The sequence below is a fragment of the Vibrio sp. Vb1554 genome (genome assembly GCF_033344235.1).
Genome location: NZ_JAWPOJ010000032.1, coordinates 33,504 through 48,949 on the forward strand (window position 1 = coordinate 33,504; position 15,446 = coordinate 48,949).

Below are 15,446 nucleotides of genomic sequence, written 5' to 3' on the forward strand. Positions count from 1 at the left end.
CCTGAAAAATATGTTACATTCCGCAGCCTTAATTTTTGGTCGATAGATAGAGCAGTAGATGAAAAAGCAACGAGCCTTTCTTAAATGGGCAGGAGGAAAATACGGACTGGTTGAAGACATCCAACGTCATTTGCCGCCGGCTCGAAAGCTAGTTGAACCTTTTGTTGGTGCGGGCTCAGTGTTTCTGAATACCGATTATGACCATTATCTACTTGCAGATATCAATCCAGATTTGATCAATCTGTACAACCTGCTGAAAGAACGCCCTGAAGAGTATATCTCTGAAGCGAAGCGTTGGTTTGTCGCTGAGAACAACCGCAAAGAAGCCTACCTACACATTCGCGCTGAATTTAATAAAACCGATGACGTGATGTACCGCTCTTTAGCGTTTTTGTATATGAACCGCTTTGGTTTTAATGGCCTATGCCGTTACAACAAAAAAGGTGGCTTCAATGTACCGTTTGGCTCTTACAAAAAGCCGTATTTCCCTGAGGCGGAACTGGAGTTTTTTGCAGAAAAAGCCAAAAAAGCTACGTTCGTTTGTGAAGGTTATCCTGAAACATTTCGTCGTGCGCGCAAAGGGAGCGTCGTGTATTGCGATCCACCTTATGCGCCGCTTTCAAATACGGCAAATTTCACCTCATACGCAGGTAATGGTTTCACGTTGGACGACCAAGCTGCATTAGCCGACATTGCTGAAAGAACAGCGACTGAACGTGGCATTCCTGTGTTGATTTCTAACCACGACACTACCTTGACACGTCGGTTGTATCACGGTGCGGATCTTAATGTGGTAAAAGTAAAGCGTACCATTAGCCGTAATGGTAACGGTCGTAATAAAGTTGATGAGCTACTTGCGCTTTTTCATGCCCCAGACATGGATAAATCAAACTCTTAATTCTCACACTATTATATCTAAATAGTGGATCTCCCCACTGGCTTCGGTAGAATTGCGCGCAGATTGTTTGCTCATTACTACTGAGGTCAGGTATGAAAGATTTTCTTATTGCTCCATCCATTTTATCGGCAGATTTTGCTCGTCTCGGTGAAGATGTAGAAAAAGTACTCGCAGCGGGTGCGGATGTGGTGCATTTCGACGTTATGGATAACCACTATGTACCAAACCTGACTTTTGGTGCGCCTGTGTGTAAAGCACTACGCGATTATGGCATCACAGCGCCAATCGATGTTCACCTAATGGTGAAACCCGTTGACCGTATTATTCCTGATTTCGCAAAAGCGGGTGCGTCGATGATTACGTTCCATGTAGAAGCTTCTGATCATGTAGACCGTACACTGCAGTTAATTAAAGAGCACGGCTGTCAGGCTGGTGTGGTACTAAACCCAGCAACGCCACTTGCAAGTCTTGAATTTATTATGGATAAAGTCGACATGATTCTACTGATGTCGGTAAACCCTGGTTTTGGTGGTCAATCATTCATTCCTCATACACTAGATAAACTGCGTGCCGTTCGTAAGATGATTGACGAGTCTGGTCGTGATATCCGCTTAGAAATCGATGGCGGTGTGAAGGTTGACAACATTCGTGAAATTGCAGAAGCGGGCGCAGACATGTTTGTTGCAGGCTCGGCGATTTTCGGTGAGCCAGATTACAAACAAGTGATCGATCAAATGCGCGCTGAACTGGCTGAAGTTAAATAAGCACCGATAAGCCAGCGCAATAACACGCTGATTTTAAAGGCTGCCAGCTTGTTGGCAGCCTTTGTGTTTTCTAGTATTAGAAGAAATTAAATATCCACTGCGCTGAGCAAATAACCACTTGCCTATTTTACGCCCTTTCTGTACTATTCGTGCTCCTTAAACTCAGTCAATTATCTTTAGTTCCTTGCTTCCTCTGGACGACTGAGCCATTTGTGGAAGCTGAATAATCCGTAAGGAGCAACCAATGCGTCATTACGAAATCGTATTCATGGTGCACCCAGATCAAAGCGAGCAAGTTGCTGGCATGATCGAGCGTTACACTGGTTCAATCACTGAAGCTGGCGGTAAAATCCACCGTCTAGAAGACTGGGGCCGTCGTCAACTGGCTTACCCAATCAACAAGCTTCACAAAGCTCACTACGTTCTTATGAACGTTGAAGCTGACCAAGCTGTAATTGATGAGCTAGAAACTGCTTTCCGTTTCAACGATGCAGTTCTACGTAACATGATCATGCGTACTAAAGCAGCGATCACTGAGCAATCTATCATGCTTAAGCAAAAAGAAGAGCGTGCTCCACGTCGTGAAGAGCGTTCTGAAGCTAAGCCTGAAGCTAAGTCAGAAGCTGCTGAGTAAGTTTTCTTATGGCCAATCGAATGGAGCTGAGCGGCACCATTGCCAAACCGCCCATTCGTAGTAAAAGCCCTGGTGGCATTGAACACTGTCGGTTTTGGCTGGAGCATCGCTCTACTATTATCGAAGCTGACTTACCTCGACAAGTTTATTGTCGTATGCCGGTAGTCGTCAGCGGGCTTGGGTCACAAGCACTAACTCAGAATTTAGTTCAAGGCAGTAACATTAAGGTAAGTGGTTTTGTCACTTATCAAACCGGCCGAAATGGCGTGGGAAAATTAGTGTTACACGCCGACAACATTACTCAAATTTAAGATCAGGAGATAGCCCATGGCTCGTTTCTTCCGTCGTCGTAAATTCTGCCGTTTCACTGCAGAAGGCGTACAAGAGATTGATTACAAAGACGTAGCAACTCTTAAAAACTACATCACTGAAGCTGGTAAAATCGTACCTAGCCGTATCACTGGTACAAGCGCTAAGTACCAGCGTCAACTAGCACGTGCTATCAAGCGTTCACGCTACCTAGCTCTACTACCGTACACTGACAAGCATCAGTAATCGGTTCATTTTATTAAGAAAGAGGATTAAGCAATGCAAGTTATTCTACTTGATAAAATTGGTAACCTAGGTGGTCTTGGCGATACTGCAAACGTTAAATCTGGCTACGCTCGTAACTTCCTTATCCCACAAGGTAAAGCAGTTATGGCAACTAAAGCTAACGTTGAAATGTTTGAAGCTCGTCGTGCTGAACTAGAAGCTAAAGTTGCTGAGCAACTAGCTGCTGCAGAAGCTCGCGCAGAGAAAGTTAACGCTCTAGAAGCGGTAGTTATCGCTTCTAAAGCTGGTGACGAAGGCAAACTATTCGGTTCTATCGGTACTCGTGACATCGCTGACGCTATCACAGCTGCAGGCGTTGAAGTTGCTAAGAGCGAAGTTCGCCTTCCTGAAGGTGCTCTACGTAACACTGGTGAGTTCGAGATCAGCGTTCAACTTCACTCTGAAGTTTTCGCGACAGTTAACCTACAAGTTGTTGCTGCTGAGTAATTCAGTATCAAGACGAAATACTAAAAAGCACCTCCTTGGAGGTGCTTTTTTTATTTCTAAAACTGAGAGAAAAAGGGTTAAAAAGCGAAAAGTAAATTAACGGAAAATACGCTGTCCGCTTTGCTTAAGCCTTCAGGCACTTTATCGTGATACTGACGAGAGTGCGCCAGTTTCAGTGCAATATCTTCAGTAATATCATTGGTTACACTGAGTTCACTATCAGTACGTGTGTTACTTCTACCTGTTACCAACGTAATATCAGCTGCGAAACTTAAATTATCCAACGCATGCCAAGTTGTGTTGATATTTCCTCGAAAAATGCCTTCTCTAACGATATCGGGAAAGACAATATCGTCATCATCTATTTCGTCTAAGTTTGGCTCTTGATAGCGAAAACCAGGGCCTACCTCTACCTCTAAAATGAAGTTCTCAGTGTAGGAGAACTGGTAACCCAAACCACCTGACAACGTATAGTCTTTAAAATAAGCACTGTAGCGAGAATCCACCCCTTTAAAGCTGCCATACAAATACGTCTTAGGGCCTAACTTGTAGTCACTCTGTAGGGAGTAGGTGGATGAGCGTTTGTCTTCTTCACCGTCTTTGTACAAGTTGTAGTACTTCCATTCACCATTAGAACGGTGTCGACCTGACGTATATTCAGCACTCAAACGAGCATTCAGGGAACGAGAGTCCGTGTTACCTGTGTGAGCTTGATAGCCGAACTCCACCTCGGTTTTTAGTGGGTCGGGTACATCAATATTTTGCTCTGGCTGTACTGATTCGTCAGCATACGATGCACTAGCGCACAGTAGGCTAAAGCTAAGTAACCAGTATCGGGACACATCAACCTCGAACGTAATCAAAAAGGAGGGGCATGATACTGATACAGATATTTGGTTGGGTCAATGGTAGGTTAATTTTTATTAGAGCTAGGCGGAAGAACCAGGCTATTACCTGGGTGGTTCACATGATGATTTCTTAACAAGTAATTGTCGCTTCGGGGAAGCATCTCAGTTAGGTTAAGGTTATAATCGTGGGTCAATAGTAGTTATCGAGCAAAGTCATGGCGGAAAACAGAAATCGCAAACCTTCAGACAGTCAGGTCGACGCAATCAAAGTGCCACCTCACTCACTAGAAGCCGAGCAATCAGTAATTGGTGGTCTTTTACTGGATAATGAACGTTGGGACACCGTTGCCGAACGTGTTGTGAGCAGTGATTTCTATAGTCGTCCACACCGCCTGATTTTTGAAGGTGTAAAAACCATTCTTGAAGCGGGTAAACCTCTCGATCTTATTACTTTATCGGAATATCTAGAGCGTCACGAGTTGTTAGAAGATGTAGGCGGTTTTGCTTACCTCGCTGACTTGGCGAAGAATACGCCAAGTGCAGCTAACATCAATGCGTATGCTGATATTGTCGCTGAGCGTGCGATTGTTCGTGGCCTTATTGGTGTCGCGAATGAAATTGCGGACGCGGGCTATGACCCTCAAGGTCGCAGTTCTGAAGATTTAATAGACATGGCGGAGAGTAAAGTTTTTGCTATCGCCGAGTCTCGAACTAGTGAAAATGAAGGACCACAAAACGTCGACAACATCCTCGAAAAGACGTTAGAACGTATCGAGTTGTTGTATAAAACGCCACAAGATGGTGTTACCGGGGTCGATACCGGTTTCACCGATCTCAATAAGAAAACCGCAGGTTTGCAAGGCTCTGATTTGGTGATTGTCGCAGCACGTCCATCGATGGGTAAAACGACCTTTGCGATGAACTTGTGTGAAAATGCGGCCATGCAACAAGAAAAGCCCGTACTTATTTTCTCGTTAGAGATGCCAGCTGAACAGTTGATGATGCGTATGTTGGCCTCTTTGTCTCGTGTTGACCAAACCAAGATCCGTACGGGTCAGCTAGATGACGAAGATTGGGCGCGTATTTCTTCTACTATGGGTATCCTGATGCAGAAGAAAAATATGTACATTGATGATAGCTCTGGCCTAACTCCGACCGAAGTGCGTTCGCGCGCTCGCCGTATTGCTCGTGAACATGGCGGTCTATCGATGATCATGGTCGACTACCTTCAGTTGATGCGCGTGCCTTCGTTAACCGACAACCGTACTCTTGAGATTGCTGAGATCTCTCGCTCTCTTAAGGCGCTGGCAAAAGAGCTAAATGTGCCTGTTGTGGCACTGTCGCAGCTAAACCGTTCCCTAGAGCAACGTGCGGATAAACGACCAGTAAACTCGGACTTGCGTGAATCCGGTTCCATCGAGCAGGATGCCGACTTGATCATGTTCATCTACCGTGATGAGGTTTATCACCCAGATAGTCCGTACAAAGGTACGGCCGAAATCATTATTGGTAAACAGCGTAACGGTCCTATCGGCTCTGTTCGCCTCACTTTCCAAGGTCAACATTCGCGTTTCGACAACTACGCGGGTCCTGCATTCGATATTGATGATGAGTAATCCCATGAGCTATATGAAAGCGGCCAAGGCGTGCATTGATTTGTCTGCGTTGCAGCACAACTTACAGCGCGTAAAAGCTCAAGCGCCACAAAGTAAAGTGATGGCTGTCGTCAAGGCCAATGGTTATGGTCACGGATTACGTCATGTCGCAAAACATGCTAACCATGCGGATGCGTTTGGTGTGGCTCGTATTGAAGAAGCATTGCAACTGCGCGCTTGTGGAGTAGTAAAGCCGATTCTATTGCTAGAAGGTTTTTACTCTCCTGGTGACTTACCTGTTCTTGTGACGAACAACATCCAAACCGTGGTGCACTGTGAAGAGCAGCTTATCGCCTTGGAGCAAGCAGACCTTGAAACTCCGGTTGTCGTGTGGCTGAAGATTGACAGTGGCATGCACCGCCTTGGGGTTCGTCCTGAACAATATGACGAGTTTGTAACGCGGCTGAAGGAGTGTCCAAATGTAGCGAAACCGTTGCGTTACATGAGCCACTTTGGCTGTGCAGATGAGCTGGATAGCGATATTACCCCACAACAGATTGAGCTGTTTAAATCGTTGACTTCTGGTTGCCAAGGGGAACGTTCACTGGCGGCATCTGCGGGGTTATTGGCATGGCCTCAAAGCCATTTAGATTGGGTTCGTCCGGGTATTATCATGTATGGTGTGTCGCCATTCGATGACAAAACGGCGCAAGATCTTGGGTATCAACCTGTTATGACACTTAAATCCCACCTTATTGCGGTACGTGAAGTGAAGCAGGGCGAAAGTGTTGGCTACGGTGGTATTTGGACCAGTGAGCGAGATACAAAAGTTGGTGTCATCGCTGTAGGGTATGGTGACGGTTACCCAAGAAGTGCTCCAAACGGTACGCCGGTGTGGGTTAATGGCCGTAAAGTACCTATTGCAGGTCGAGTTTCCATGGATATGCTGACGGTCGATTTGGGACCAGACGCAACGGATAAAGTCAGCGACGAAGCGATTCTTTGGGGGAAAGAGCTCCCAGTAGAAGAAGTGGCGGGTCACATTGGTACGATTGCGTATGAACTCGTGACTAAGCTAACGCCTCGCGTCGAGATGGAATACTCAAAATAAACAACGAAAGGCTAACCCAAGGTTAGCCTTTGTTTTATCTACTCACCGTTAATCGTAGCAATAACGCGGCGGCCGCCACCAAAGTCTCGATGCTCACCCAAGTAAATACCTTGCCATGTTCCTAAAGCTAATCGACCATTTTGGATTGGTACCGTCACACTACTGCCAAGCAGTGATGCTTTAATATGTGCCGGCATGTCGTCGTCACCTTCATAGGTGTGCTGATAATAAGGAGCACGCTCTGGCACAAACTTATTGAAGTGCGCTTCCATGTCCATACGCACGGTTGGATCAGCATTCTCATTTAAGGTCAAACTGGCGGAGGTGTGCTGAATAAATAAGTGTAATAAACCTACTGAAAGTTCGTTTATTTGTGGTAATTGTTGTTCAATTTCATCAGTTATCAGGTGAAAACCGCGGCATCTCGCTTTTAATTGCAGTGTTTTTTGTGCCCACATACGTGTTCCTTTGGAAATTTATAAATTGGCGTCTATCCTATTCCAATTAGAGCCAGTCATTAGTAAATGATATGATTCTTGTCATCGTAAATGAATTGTTCAATTTCAGGGCAGGGAACGTGACCTAACTCAATGTGAGTGTAAAAGCTCTCGGTCATAATTGGCGCCTGAAAAAAAATTACAAAGACTTGTTTTGTGGCAATTTGCCCAAACATCTAATTTATATTCTATTTGCTAAATCGGGGATTCCACAGTTTTCGCTAGACTGTAAGGAATGGAACCTACTGTAACATCGGGATAAAGACCATGTTGAAAAATATCAATCCAACGCAAACACAAGCTTGGAAAGCGCTAACGGCGCATTTCGAATCTGCACAAGATATGGATCTTAAAGAGCTGTTTGCTCAAGACGCAGCACGTTTCGACAAATACTCTGCACGTTTCGGCTCAGACATCCTAGTCGATTACTCAAAGAACCTCATCAATGAGGAAACTCTGAAGCACCTGTTTGCTCTTGCGAAAGAGACCGAGCTGAAATCTGCAATTGAAGCGATGTTCAGTGGTGAAGCGATCAACCAAACAGAAGGTCGCGCTGTTCTTCACACTGCACTACGTAACCGCGCTAATACTCCAGTTATGGTAGATGGCGAAGACGTAATGCCAGCAGTGAACGCGGTTCTAGAAAAAATGAAATCATTCACTGAGCGCGTTATCGGCGGTGAATGGAAAGGTTACACAGGCAAAGCAATTACCGATATTGTGAACATCGGTATCGGCGGTTCTGACCTTGGCCCTTACATGGTGACAGAAGCTCTAGCGCCATACAAAAATCATCTAAACCTTCACTTCGTATCTAACGTTGATGGTACACACATCGTTGAAACGTTGAAGAAAGTTAACCCAGAAACGACGTTATTCTTGATCGCGTCTAAGACGTTTACAACACAAGAAACCATGACTAACGCGCACACTGCTCGTGATTGGTTCCTAGAATCTGCGGGTGATCAGGCTCATGTGGCTAAGCACTTTGCTGCGCTTTCAACAAACGCGACAGCCGTGTCTGAATTTGGTATCGATACAGCGAACATGTTTGAATTCTGGGACTGGGTTGGTGGCCGTTACTCACTATGGTCTGCGATCGGTCTATCAATTGCACTAGCAGTAGGTTTCGACAACTTCGTTGAGCTGCTTGATGGCGCTCACGAGATGGACAAGCACTTTGTATCAACAGATCTAGAAAGCAACATCCCTGTGATCCTTGCGCTTATCGGTATTTGGTACAACAACTTCCACGGTGCGGAATCAGAAGCTATCCTACCTTACGATCAGTACATGCACCGTTTCGCGGCGTACTTCCAGCAAGGTAACATGGAATCAAACGGTAAATACGTTGACCGTGACGGCAATGCTGTAACTTACCAAACTGGCCCAATCATTTGGGGTGAACCAGGTACCAACGGTCAGCACGCGTTCTACCAGCTAATTCACCAAGGTACTAAGCTTATCCCATGTGACTTCATTGCACCTGCAATTAGCCACAACCCAGCTAGCGATCATCACCAAAAACTGATGTCTAACTTCTTTGCGCAAACTGAAGCACTAGCGTTTGGTAAGAGTGAAGAAACGGTGAAAGAAGAGTTGGTGAAAGCAGGTAAGAACGCTGAAGAAGTGGCAGCGATTGCGCCATTCAAAGTGTTTGAAGGTAACCGTCCAACAAACTCTATCCTAGTGAAGCAAATCACGCCTCGTACGCTAGGTAACTTGATTGCGATGTACGAACACAAAATCTTCGTACAAGGTGTTATCTGGAACATCTTCAGCTTTGACCAATGGGGCGTAGAGCTAGGTAAACAACTGGCTAACCAAATCCTACCTGAGCTTGCAGACGAGTCTCAAATCAGCTCGCACGACAGCTCAACAAACGGTCTAATCAACGCATTTAAAGCGTTCAAAGCTTAGTGAATGTTTGAGTAGAAGAAAAAGAAAAGGTCAGCAAATGCTGACCTTTTTATTGCCTGAGGCAAAAACAAAATAGGTTGGCCAGTGCCAACCTATTTTTTCTCTTTTATTCGAAGCAGATTTCGATAAAGGCATTTCCCCACTGGGAAGAGAAAGGCATGATAATAATTGAGCCTTCACACTTGTGGCGAATCGTATGACCTCGGCCCGAAACCACAACCGGTGTTGCCATATCAAAGTCAAAACCACTTTCCGCCAGAATGCGTTTCGCACCACCAGTAACCATGTTGGTGATCTCACCCACCATATCGGTCACTTCTTCATTGAGCCCATTTGGACGTTCACCAAGCATGTTCTGCATGATTTCTAGGGCGAGTGCTTCATCAAAGGTGATCGACATTGAACCACGAGTTTGTGGGCCTACCATACCAATCAGACCAGAAACGTCACCTCGTGCGATCTCATCTTTTTTGATTCGCGGTTTTTGTGGCTTCAGCTCAAGAGAAGCCATAGTTTTTAGCACGTTCATTAAAGATGCTAAAAACGGGTTTACAAATTCAGCGCGCATAACGTTCTTCTATACTTTTTCTTTCGTCTCGGAGGAACAGGCCTGGCATTCACCATGAGTTTCAATAACTTGGTTGGTCAGTTTGAATCCATGCTTCTCGGCGTTTTCGGCTAACAAGGATATCAGCGTCTCATCTTCGAGTTCAACGACATCACCACATTTATCGCAAATTAGTAATTGGAAAAAGTGCTGCTGAGTATTGAAAGAACAACAAGTAATAAAGCTATTTGTCGATTCCACTCGGTGGATGAAGCCTTGCTCTAGGAGAAAATCTAATGCTCGATAAACAGTGGGCGGCTTAGCCTGAGGCTCACTCTCTTTTAGTTGCTCCAATAGCTCATACGCACTTGAGGCGCGGCGATTAGAACAAATGAGTTCAAATACGCGTCGGCGTTGCGGAGTCAGTCGTACTCCACGCTCTGCGCAGATACTTTCAATTTGTTCAATGATTGTTGGGTTCAAACCTTTCACCATAACTATCGGACGTGCTCTATGATAAATCATTTCTATACGAAGTTCGTTTAGAAATGCTTCATTTTACCCACTATCAGAACGAAAATCATGAATTAAAGCAAGTCGGTGGTGGTGTGAAGGCGGAATAATCATCACAGAATGAATCAACGAATGACAGATTCGTATTACTTCTGCGTATTCCTAAGCACTTGGCTAGTCAGCCAACCAAATCATTCTCGCTGAAACTAGCACCCAGAGGTGCTTGGGTATACAATACCCGACTTATTTTTTGAGCGTACTGCTGCGCTCGACCTTGGCAACATAAAAACGGGTGTTTATATCATGACTCATTCTTGCAGGCTCTCCGTAGCACCAATGTTAGATGGGAGTGATTGTTTGCTTAAGGCTCTGAAATAATTTTGTTTTTTCTTTTTGAGGGACACATAGGGGGGCACGTTAACTTTCACATGTGAAAGTGGGACAGATAGTTACGCTAATCAAAAACTTGATGACAGATAAAACAAAACCCGCTGATAACGGAGTTGGAGCTCCTCACGGGTTTAGTCTTTCATTCGAGGATTAGTGTAGCAAAATGTGGATTTTTAACAAGTCAAATTTGTTGAGATTGCACTACTTCTCCAGAGCGGGGAAGTGCCAAGGTGTATTCTAATAACGTAAAATTAGCAGGAAGGGGAGCGAGCTCTCACTCCAATGGCTTGTGTTGTAAAAGTACCAAACGCAAGAGAGGAACTCACAGCACCTGTTGTTTAAACCCAAAGCCCATTTACGTCCGTCCTGCATCTTGGAAGAATTTACCGGGTGAGCTGGGTAAAACGTTCAACTTCTGTCGTAAGCGCGACATTTCCCGCGATCCCCACTTTGTTCACTTGCGTCAGGCTGCTGGCCGTCAGCGTGACTTTAAACACGTGCGCCGCAACCTTATCAATCCTATGTTTCAGTTGTGCTTATCACGCCACGATTTGGTGACGGGTATCATTGAACTCGATCTGGAAGATATGGCCGCCGAACTGTCCAAAACGTGGGTAACAGACCCAGAAACGGGTGAGCAGTACCTTACTGAAAGCAAAGTAACCGTAAGCCGGATTAGTCGTTTTATTGATGAAGTCATGATACCGTTCGGTTTAGCTTATGTGCATTCTGATGGCGACCAATCCAGCCCGAAAAGTGGCATGGTATGGGATCAGGCTAATGGCTTTTGGTTCCCTAAAGTTCTGGTGCTTACTGATGAGTTTTATCGCTTGGCGGGTGCCAACCTTGAAAAGCTGAACTTACAGAGAGAACAACAGCTGGCTTTGCGCAATGAAGGCATTACCGATGAGGGCGAGATCATCACGGTAGCAGTAGCGAGAATGCGTAAACGTAAACAAATTTTCAAACGTGCATGGGAGTGCCGTAAGCAGAACGCTGGCGCTCAACGCCGCCGGAACAAGCTAGCATCCAAGAGTTTGGACGAACGCAAGCATGAAGTGGCTACGTCCCTCACCAAGTCTATGCCAGCCCATGAGCTTGCCCAACTAAGCAGTGAGCAGTTCAATAAGCTAGTTTGGGAGCGCATGAACAGTATGGATATAGGCATTAGTCACCCGCCACCTGATATCGTTCAATAAATCCAATCGGATTAAAACCTAGCTGGGCACATGTCCGGCGTTTGTCATTCCTGCAAGCCAAGATCCGGCAGGATCTCCCCACCTTTTAACATTACTCACTGTTATTTTTGACGCGCTCAGGTGCTTCCTGTGGCTTTCCTTGTGGATTAATTTAGTTATCCACTCTTATCTGCAAGTGGGTAGATTTGTCTATCTGCGCACACAGGAAAGTTATGCGCAAAACCCGCTCTATTCATTAAAATCATTAAGATACAAACTATTTCTATAGATCACTTTGTGTGAGTTATGAGGAAAAGAAAATAATGCCTGGCCATTTCCTAGCTCGCGCTAGGGGCCAGTGATACCCCCCTCCGCCCCCCAAGGGGGGAACCCCTCGCCGCCGGGGACTCAGGAGGATGGCGCGGCCTTCGGCCTGAAGCCAACCTCCTCAGTCAAGGCTATTACGTTGCAATCCAGTCAAGGGGTGGCCGCTTTAGCTCATAGTTCGCGTTTAGTTCATTTTTCCATAGCAGAGCAAGGCTGGCGCTTTAAAGCCCGTATTCGGCCACTGGAACCCTTGACAGGCTTTCCACTTAAACACGGCTTTGTTGCGTAATTCGGTCAGAGAACCAAACTGCCTGCAATTGGTTGATTCTTATACAATACACTGAGTTTCAGGCATACCAAGCCCTGTAAGTTTGTTCAGCGCTTTAATCATCGCGTAAGTTTCACCAACCTGAGCATTGTAGTTTCTCAGACTTAATCGCCCACCTAACAACTGCTTCACTCGATACATTGCTGTCTCTGATAGTGAGCGTTGATGATAGCCGTACCGCTTTTTCCACTTATTGTTGGAGCCGTAGAGCTTCTGGCAACCTACCGCTAAATTCCTAGGGTGACCATTCTCCCAGAAGGCTGCCCCTTCTCTTGGAGGGATGAGTGGAACAGCTCGCTTGAACCGTATGGCATCGTAGCAATCCCTTGTGTCATAAGCGCCATCGCCAGATATCTCGATAATTCTTCGGCGGGTTTGCTTGAGCAAGTTAGGGAGGACTTCTGCATCGGTAACATTAGATAAACTCAGTTCTGCCGCGACGATTTCGTGAGTGCTGGTGCCTACCGCTAAATGCAACTTTCTCCAGACTCTACGCTTCCCGTCAGTACCATGCTTCTTGACCTTCCATTCACCTTCGCCATAAACCTTGAGACCTGTTGCATCAATAGCTAGATGCTGTATTGCACCTCTACTCTTTGGTTTAAATGAAACCTCGACTTGCTTAGCTCTTCGACTGATACAACTGTAATGTGGGCAGACTATAGGGACGTTAGCCAATGAAAAAACAGAATCGATAAACCCTTGCAATGCTCTCAACGGCATTGAGAAAACTCGTTTCACCATAAGCGCAGTAGTAATGGCTAAGTCGCTGAACTGACGAGGTCTACCTCGTTTATTTTGTTTGCTCTGCTTCCACTGGCGAATGGCTTCTTCATCAATCCAGAAAGTGAGTGAACCGCGGTTGATTAAGGCTTTGTTGTACTGTTTCCAGTTCGTTGTTTTGTAGCGAGGTTTCGGCATGAGACTAGGATGATTAACTTACTTAGCCGATCAGATCGCAACCTTCTGATTTAGTTCCCTCGAATTACACATCAAAGCCCTTAAACACTTAAAAAACGTCTCTAAGTGCCCGGAAAGGGCAGATCCACGTTATATGTTGCACATTAAAACGCACGATAATAATTGAGTTCAGATTGGAAATGGAGGAGTTTACTTTGAATACACTTTTTTTGTTGATGGCTGAATTTAATACAGCTGTAGTCCCATTGAGCCAGATTTCTGAGAAATACTTTGGCTTGGCTCCAAGGACTGCTAAGGATCGAGCGACAGCTAATCGACTACCAATCACCGCTTTTCGTGAATCTCAAAAGTCAGAGTATTTAGTAAGCGTAATCGATTTAGCTAATTATATTGATGAAAAAAGAAAGGAGGCAAATTTATGATTAATATGCTGAGCTTTTGGTTGGCTGGACGATATGTTGAGATTCAGTTGCCAGATATTTTTACAAGCTTAAAATTTAACGCTAAAAATGATTTATTACATTTGTTGCAACGCACACGGCGTGAATTTAAGTTTGATGAAAATAGTAGTTCACTTGTTGCACGTAACCTGTCGAAAGTGGCGTTTGATTACAATGTTGATGAAATAAAAAAGAAAGCTGAGCACTTTGCTGATCAGCTAGAAAAAGTTTTGATTAAAAATGGCCAAGCTTTTGTTTGTGTGAAAGTCGCGGCTGGCAAAACGAATAAAAGTATAAAAGCGACAGTGAAAACTAGATATAAAAGCTCTTGTGACGAAGGAGGAGAATTCTTTGGTTCATCAAGCTTTTATGCTCCAGTTTCAATGTTGATAAATGAAAAATACTTACCCATTTGGTTTGTTAACAAAAAAATCAAAGAAAACTCAGCTAGAACTAAGCGTAAATATAATGATGTGAGAGTATGTAATGAGGAACCATGCTGGCCTAAAAAATCTGATTTTTTAGCATACTTTTTTGATTCGATTGAGCTTGAATCACTTATGGCTAATGAAAGTAAATATCAAAGATTGATTAAAAAAGCGAATGCAATCGAGGCTAAAAATGTATTAAAACGTCAAGTCAAGCGTCAGGAGGAGCGTGATCAGCAAAAGTTAGTTCGTCAAAAAAGAGAGGAAGAAAGAGTCTTGCTAGAAGAAAAAATCGAGTTATCGCGATGGAAAAAATGGAAAAAATGGAAAAAATGGAGACGATTCATGATGTTGATATTGAATATAAAAAATGGCATACCGGTAAAAACTTCAAGTCAACAATTGAAAAATTGAATGGTGTAACCCTACGTTATAGTTCAAGCCGTATCTGGGTGTGGATTGGAAACAAATACGAAAAAGGATTTAAAGTAAAGGCTGCTAATGTGAAAATTTTAAATAAGTAATTTCTATCAAATGTTTATTTTGATGTTGTTAAATATTGTAGTAGATCTATAAAGTGGTAATGAATATTTTTGAAATATTTCTCGGTACTGATTTTTATTATCGAGAAGGAAAACAACTCTTACATGTTCCATATCACTTGTCGTTAAAATCGATCGTAGCCAACCAGCAAGCGAAGTATCTAATAGAGCGTCGCAGTTGGTAAACCAAACCCAAGTCGGTTGTTCATTGTTTCTGATAATATTTAAGATTTCTGACTCATTTCTATAATTATCGCCTAAGGTAAGAAGGTCAATGTAAACCGTATTTACACCTATTCTATGATTAATTTCATTGTACGTTTCCTGGAGCGTTTCGCCACACTCATTGGTGAACGTATGGAGCCTCATAATGTTCAACAGCCAGCATCCATATATTAATCGTTCTGGCGAAAATACAGGCCACATATCAAGATTAGGGAGAAAAAAGGCTTTGTTGCGTAATTCAGACGAGAAACCAAACCTCCTAAAGTTGAGCGACTTTTATACAATATACTGAGTTTCAG

The 15,446-nt window shown here is 44.3% G+C and carries 17 protein-coding genes; 12 read left to right on the top strand and 5 right to left on the bottom strand.

What is annotated here, in order from left to right; translation table 11 throughout:
* Nucleotides 1-58: 58 nt before the first annotated feature.
* The 6 genes from R8N28_RS20135 to rplI all read left to right on the top strand — a co-directional run bounded on the left by R8N28_RS20135 (nt 59) and on the right by rplI (nt 3,337).
* A complete protein-coding gene (locus R8N28_RS20135; protein WP_005381301.1) occupies nt 59-898 on the top strand; it encodes a Dam family site-specific DNA-(adenine-N6)-methyltransferase in 840 nt (279 codons plus the stop codon).
* 92 nt (nt 899-990) lie between these two features.
* Nucleotides 991-1,662 (top strand): ribulose-phosphate 3-epimerase, encoded by a 672-nt coding sequence (gene rpe, locus R8N28_RS20140; RefSeq protein ID WP_005381300.1) that lies wholly within the window; start codon nt 991-993, stop codon nt 1,660-1,662.
* A 244-nt stretch (nt 1,663-1,906) separates the two neighbouring features.
* Entirely contained in the window at nt 1,907-2,296 is a 390-nt protein-coding gene (rpsF, locus tag R8N28_RS20145) for a 30S ribosomal protein S6 (RefSeq protein WP_005381299.1), read from the top strand.
* 8 nt (nt 2,297-2,304) lie between these two features.
* Complete coding sequence (priB, locus tag R8N28_RS20150) at nt 2,305-2,607, top strand: primosomal replication protein N (RefSeq protein ID WP_005381298.1); 303 nt, start codon at nt 2,305-2,307, stop codon at nt 2,605-2,607.
* Nucleotides 2,608-2,623: 16 nt separating this feature from the next.
* Nucleotides 2,624-2,851, top strand: coding sequence for a 30S ribosomal protein S18 (gene rpsR / locus R8N28_RS20155; protein WP_000090472.1), 228 nt, complete (start codon nt 2,624-2,626; stop codon nt 2,849-2,851).
* A gap of 33 nt (nt 2,852-2,884) precedes the next feature.
* Entirely contained in the window at nt 2,885-3,337 is a 453-nt protein-coding gene (gene rplI / locus R8N28_RS20160; RefSeq protein ID WP_005382760.1) for a 50S ribosomal protein L9, read from the top strand.
* 77 nt (nt 3,338-3,414) lie between these two features.
* On the opposite strand, the gene R8N28_RS20165 is transcribed toward rplI, so the two are convergent.
* Nucleotides 3,415-4,179, bottom strand: a complete 765-nt coding sequence (locus R8N28_RS20165; RefSeq protein ID WP_005381276.1) for a DUF481 domain-containing protein — start codon at nt 4,177-4,179, stop codon at nt 3,415-3,417.
* Nucleotides 4,180-4,400: 221 nt separating this feature from the next.
* Between R8N28_RS20165 and R8N28_RS20170 the strand changes: the two genes are divergently transcribed.
* Nucleotides 4,401-5,801, top strand: coding sequence for a replicative DNA helicase (locus tag R8N28_RS20170; RefSeq protein WP_005382759.1), 1,401 nt, complete (start codon nt 4,401-4,403; stop codon nt 5,799-5,801).
* 13 nt (nt 5,802-5,814) lie between these two features.
* Nucleotides 5,815-6,891, top strand: a complete 1,077-nt coding sequence (gene alr, locus R8N28_RS20175; protein WP_065275090.1) for an alanine racemase — start codon at nt 5,815-5,817, stop codon at nt 6,889-6,891.
* A 38-nt stretch (nt 6,892-6,929) separates the two neighbouring features.
* Here the strand turns inward: alr and R8N28_RS20180 are convergent, their stop codons facing one another.
* Complete coding sequence (locus tag R8N28_RS20180) at nt 6,930-7,349, bottom strand: secondary thiamine-phosphate synthase enzyme YjbQ (RefSeq protein WP_042523680.1); 420 nt, start codon at nt 7,347-7,349, stop codon at nt 6,930-6,932.
* Between the two features lie 306 nt (nt 7,350-7,655).
* Between R8N28_RS20180 and pgi the strand changes: the two genes are divergently transcribed.
* Nucleotides 7,656-9,308 carry a glucose-6-phosphate isomerase gene (pgi, locus tag R8N28_RS20185; RefSeq protein ID WP_065274913.1) on the top strand — a complete coding sequence of 551 codons (1,653 nt, stop codon included), beginning with the start codon at nt 7,656-7,658 and terminating at the stop codon, nt 9,306-9,308.
* A 106-nt stretch (nt 9,309-9,414) separates the two neighbouring features.
* On the opposite strand, the gene R8N28_RS20190 is transcribed toward pgi, so the two are convergent.
* Nucleotides 9,415-9,876 carry a chemotaxis protein CheX gene (locus R8N28_RS20190; protein ID WP_005381269.1) on the bottom strand — a complete coding sequence of 154 codons (462 nt, stop codon included), beginning with the start codon at nt 9,874-9,876 and terminating at the stop codon, nt 9,415-9,417.
* Nucleotides 9,877-9,885: 9 nt separating this feature from the next.
* Complete coding sequence (zur, locus tag R8N28_RS20195) at nt 9,886-10,350, bottom strand: zinc uptake transcriptional repressor Zur (RefSeq protein WP_005381268.1); 465 nt, start codon at nt 10,348-10,350, stop codon at nt 9,886-9,888.
* A gap of 638 nt (nt 10,351-10,988) precedes the next feature.
* Between zur and repA the strand changes: the two genes are divergently transcribed.
* Nucleotides 10,989-11,957 (top strand): plasmid replication initiator RepA, encoded by a 969-nt coding sequence (gene repA / locus R8N28_RS20200; protein ID WP_258512503.1) that lies wholly within the window; start codon nt 10,989-10,991, stop codon nt 11,955-11,957.
* A gap of 634 nt (nt 11,958-12,591) precedes the next feature.
* Here the strand turns inward: repA and R8N28_RS20205 are convergent.
* Nucleotides 12,592-13,512: an IS5-like element ISVpa3 family transposase gene (locus R8N28_RS20205; protein WP_262635494.1), complete on the bottom strand. Its 921-nt coding sequence runs from the start codon at nt 13,510-13,512 to the stop codon at nt 12,592-12,594.
* A gap of 194 nt (nt 13,513-13,706) precedes the next feature.
* Here R8N28_RS20205 and R8N28_RS20210 point away from each other — a divergent pair, with 194 nt between their 5' ends.
* The gene (locus R8N28_RS20210) at nt 13,707-13,934 is read left to right on the top strand and encodes a pyocin activator PrtN family protein (RefSeq protein WP_225484611.1); all 228 of its coding nucleotides are present in this window, start codon (nt 13,707-13,709) and stop codon (nt 13,932-13,934) included.
* Nucleotides 13,931-14,794, top strand: coding sequence for a hypothetical protein (locus R8N28_RS20215; RefSeq protein WP_318183402.1), 864 nt, complete (start codon nt 13,931-13,933; stop codon nt 14,792-14,794). The genes R8N28_RS20210 and R8N28_RS20215 overlap by 4 nt, the downstream gene beginning before the upstream one ends.
* Nucleotides 14,795-15,446: the final 652 nt, after the last annotated feature.

What these genes read in the sequence shown, in the direction of transcription:
- R8N28_RS20135 (WP_005381301.1), top strand. Translation starts at nt 59, where the DNA reads ATGAAAAAGCAACGAGCCTTTCTTAAATGGGCAGGAGGAAAATACGGA.
- rpe (WP_005381300.1), top strand. Translation starts at nt 991, where the DNA reads ATGAAAGATTTTCTTATTGCTCCATCCATTTTATCGGCAGATTTTGCT.
- rpsF (WP_005381299.1), top strand. Translation starts at nt 1,907, where the DNA reads ATGCGTCATTACGAAATCGTATTCATGGTGCACCCAGATCAAAGCGAG.
- priB (WP_005381298.1), top strand. Translation starts at nt 2,305, where the DNA reads ATGGCCAATCGAATGGAGCTGAGCGGCACCATTGCCAAACCGCCCATT.
- rpsR (WP_000090472.1), top strand. Translation starts at nt 2,624, where the DNA reads ATGGCTCGTTTCTTCCGTCGTCGTAAATTCTGCCGTTTCACTGCAGAA.
- rplI (WP_005382760.1), top strand. Translation starts at nt 2,885, where the DNA reads ATGCAAGTTATTCTACTTGATAAAATTGGTAACCTAGGTGGTCTTGGC.
- R8N28_RS20170 (WP_005382759.1), top strand. Translation starts at nt 4,401, where the DNA reads ATGGCGGAAAACAGAAATCGCAAACCTTCAGACAGTCAGGTCGACGCA.
- alr (WP_065275090.1), top strand. Translation starts at nt 5,815, where the DNA reads ATGAAAGCGGCCAAGGCGTGCATTGATTTGTCTGCGTTGCAGCACAAC.
- R8N28_RS20180 (WP_042523680.1), bottom strand. Translation starts at nt 7,349, where the DNA reads ATGTGGGCACAAAAAACACTGCAATTAAAAGCGAGATGCCGCGGTTTT.
- pgi (WP_065274913.1), top strand. Translation starts at nt 7,656, where the DNA reads ATGTTGAAAAATATCAATCCAACGCAAACACAAGCTTGGAAAGCGCTA.
- R8N28_RS20190 (WP_005381269.1), bottom strand. Translation starts at nt 9,876, where the DNA reads ATGCGCGCTGAATTTGTAAACCCGTTTTTAGCATCTTTAATGAACGTG.
- zur (WP_005381268.1), bottom strand. Translation starts at nt 10,350, where the DNA reads ATGGTGAAAGGTTTGAACCCAACAATCATTGAACAAATTGAAAGTATC.
- R8N28_RS20205 (WP_262635494.1), bottom strand. Translation starts at nt 13,512, where the DNA reads ATGCCGAAACCTCGCTACAAAACAACGAACTGGAAACAGTACAACAAA.
- R8N28_RS20215 (WP_318183402.1), top strand. Translation starts at nt 13,931, where the DNA reads ATGATTAATATGCTGAGCTTTTGGTTGGCTGGACGATATGTTGAGATT.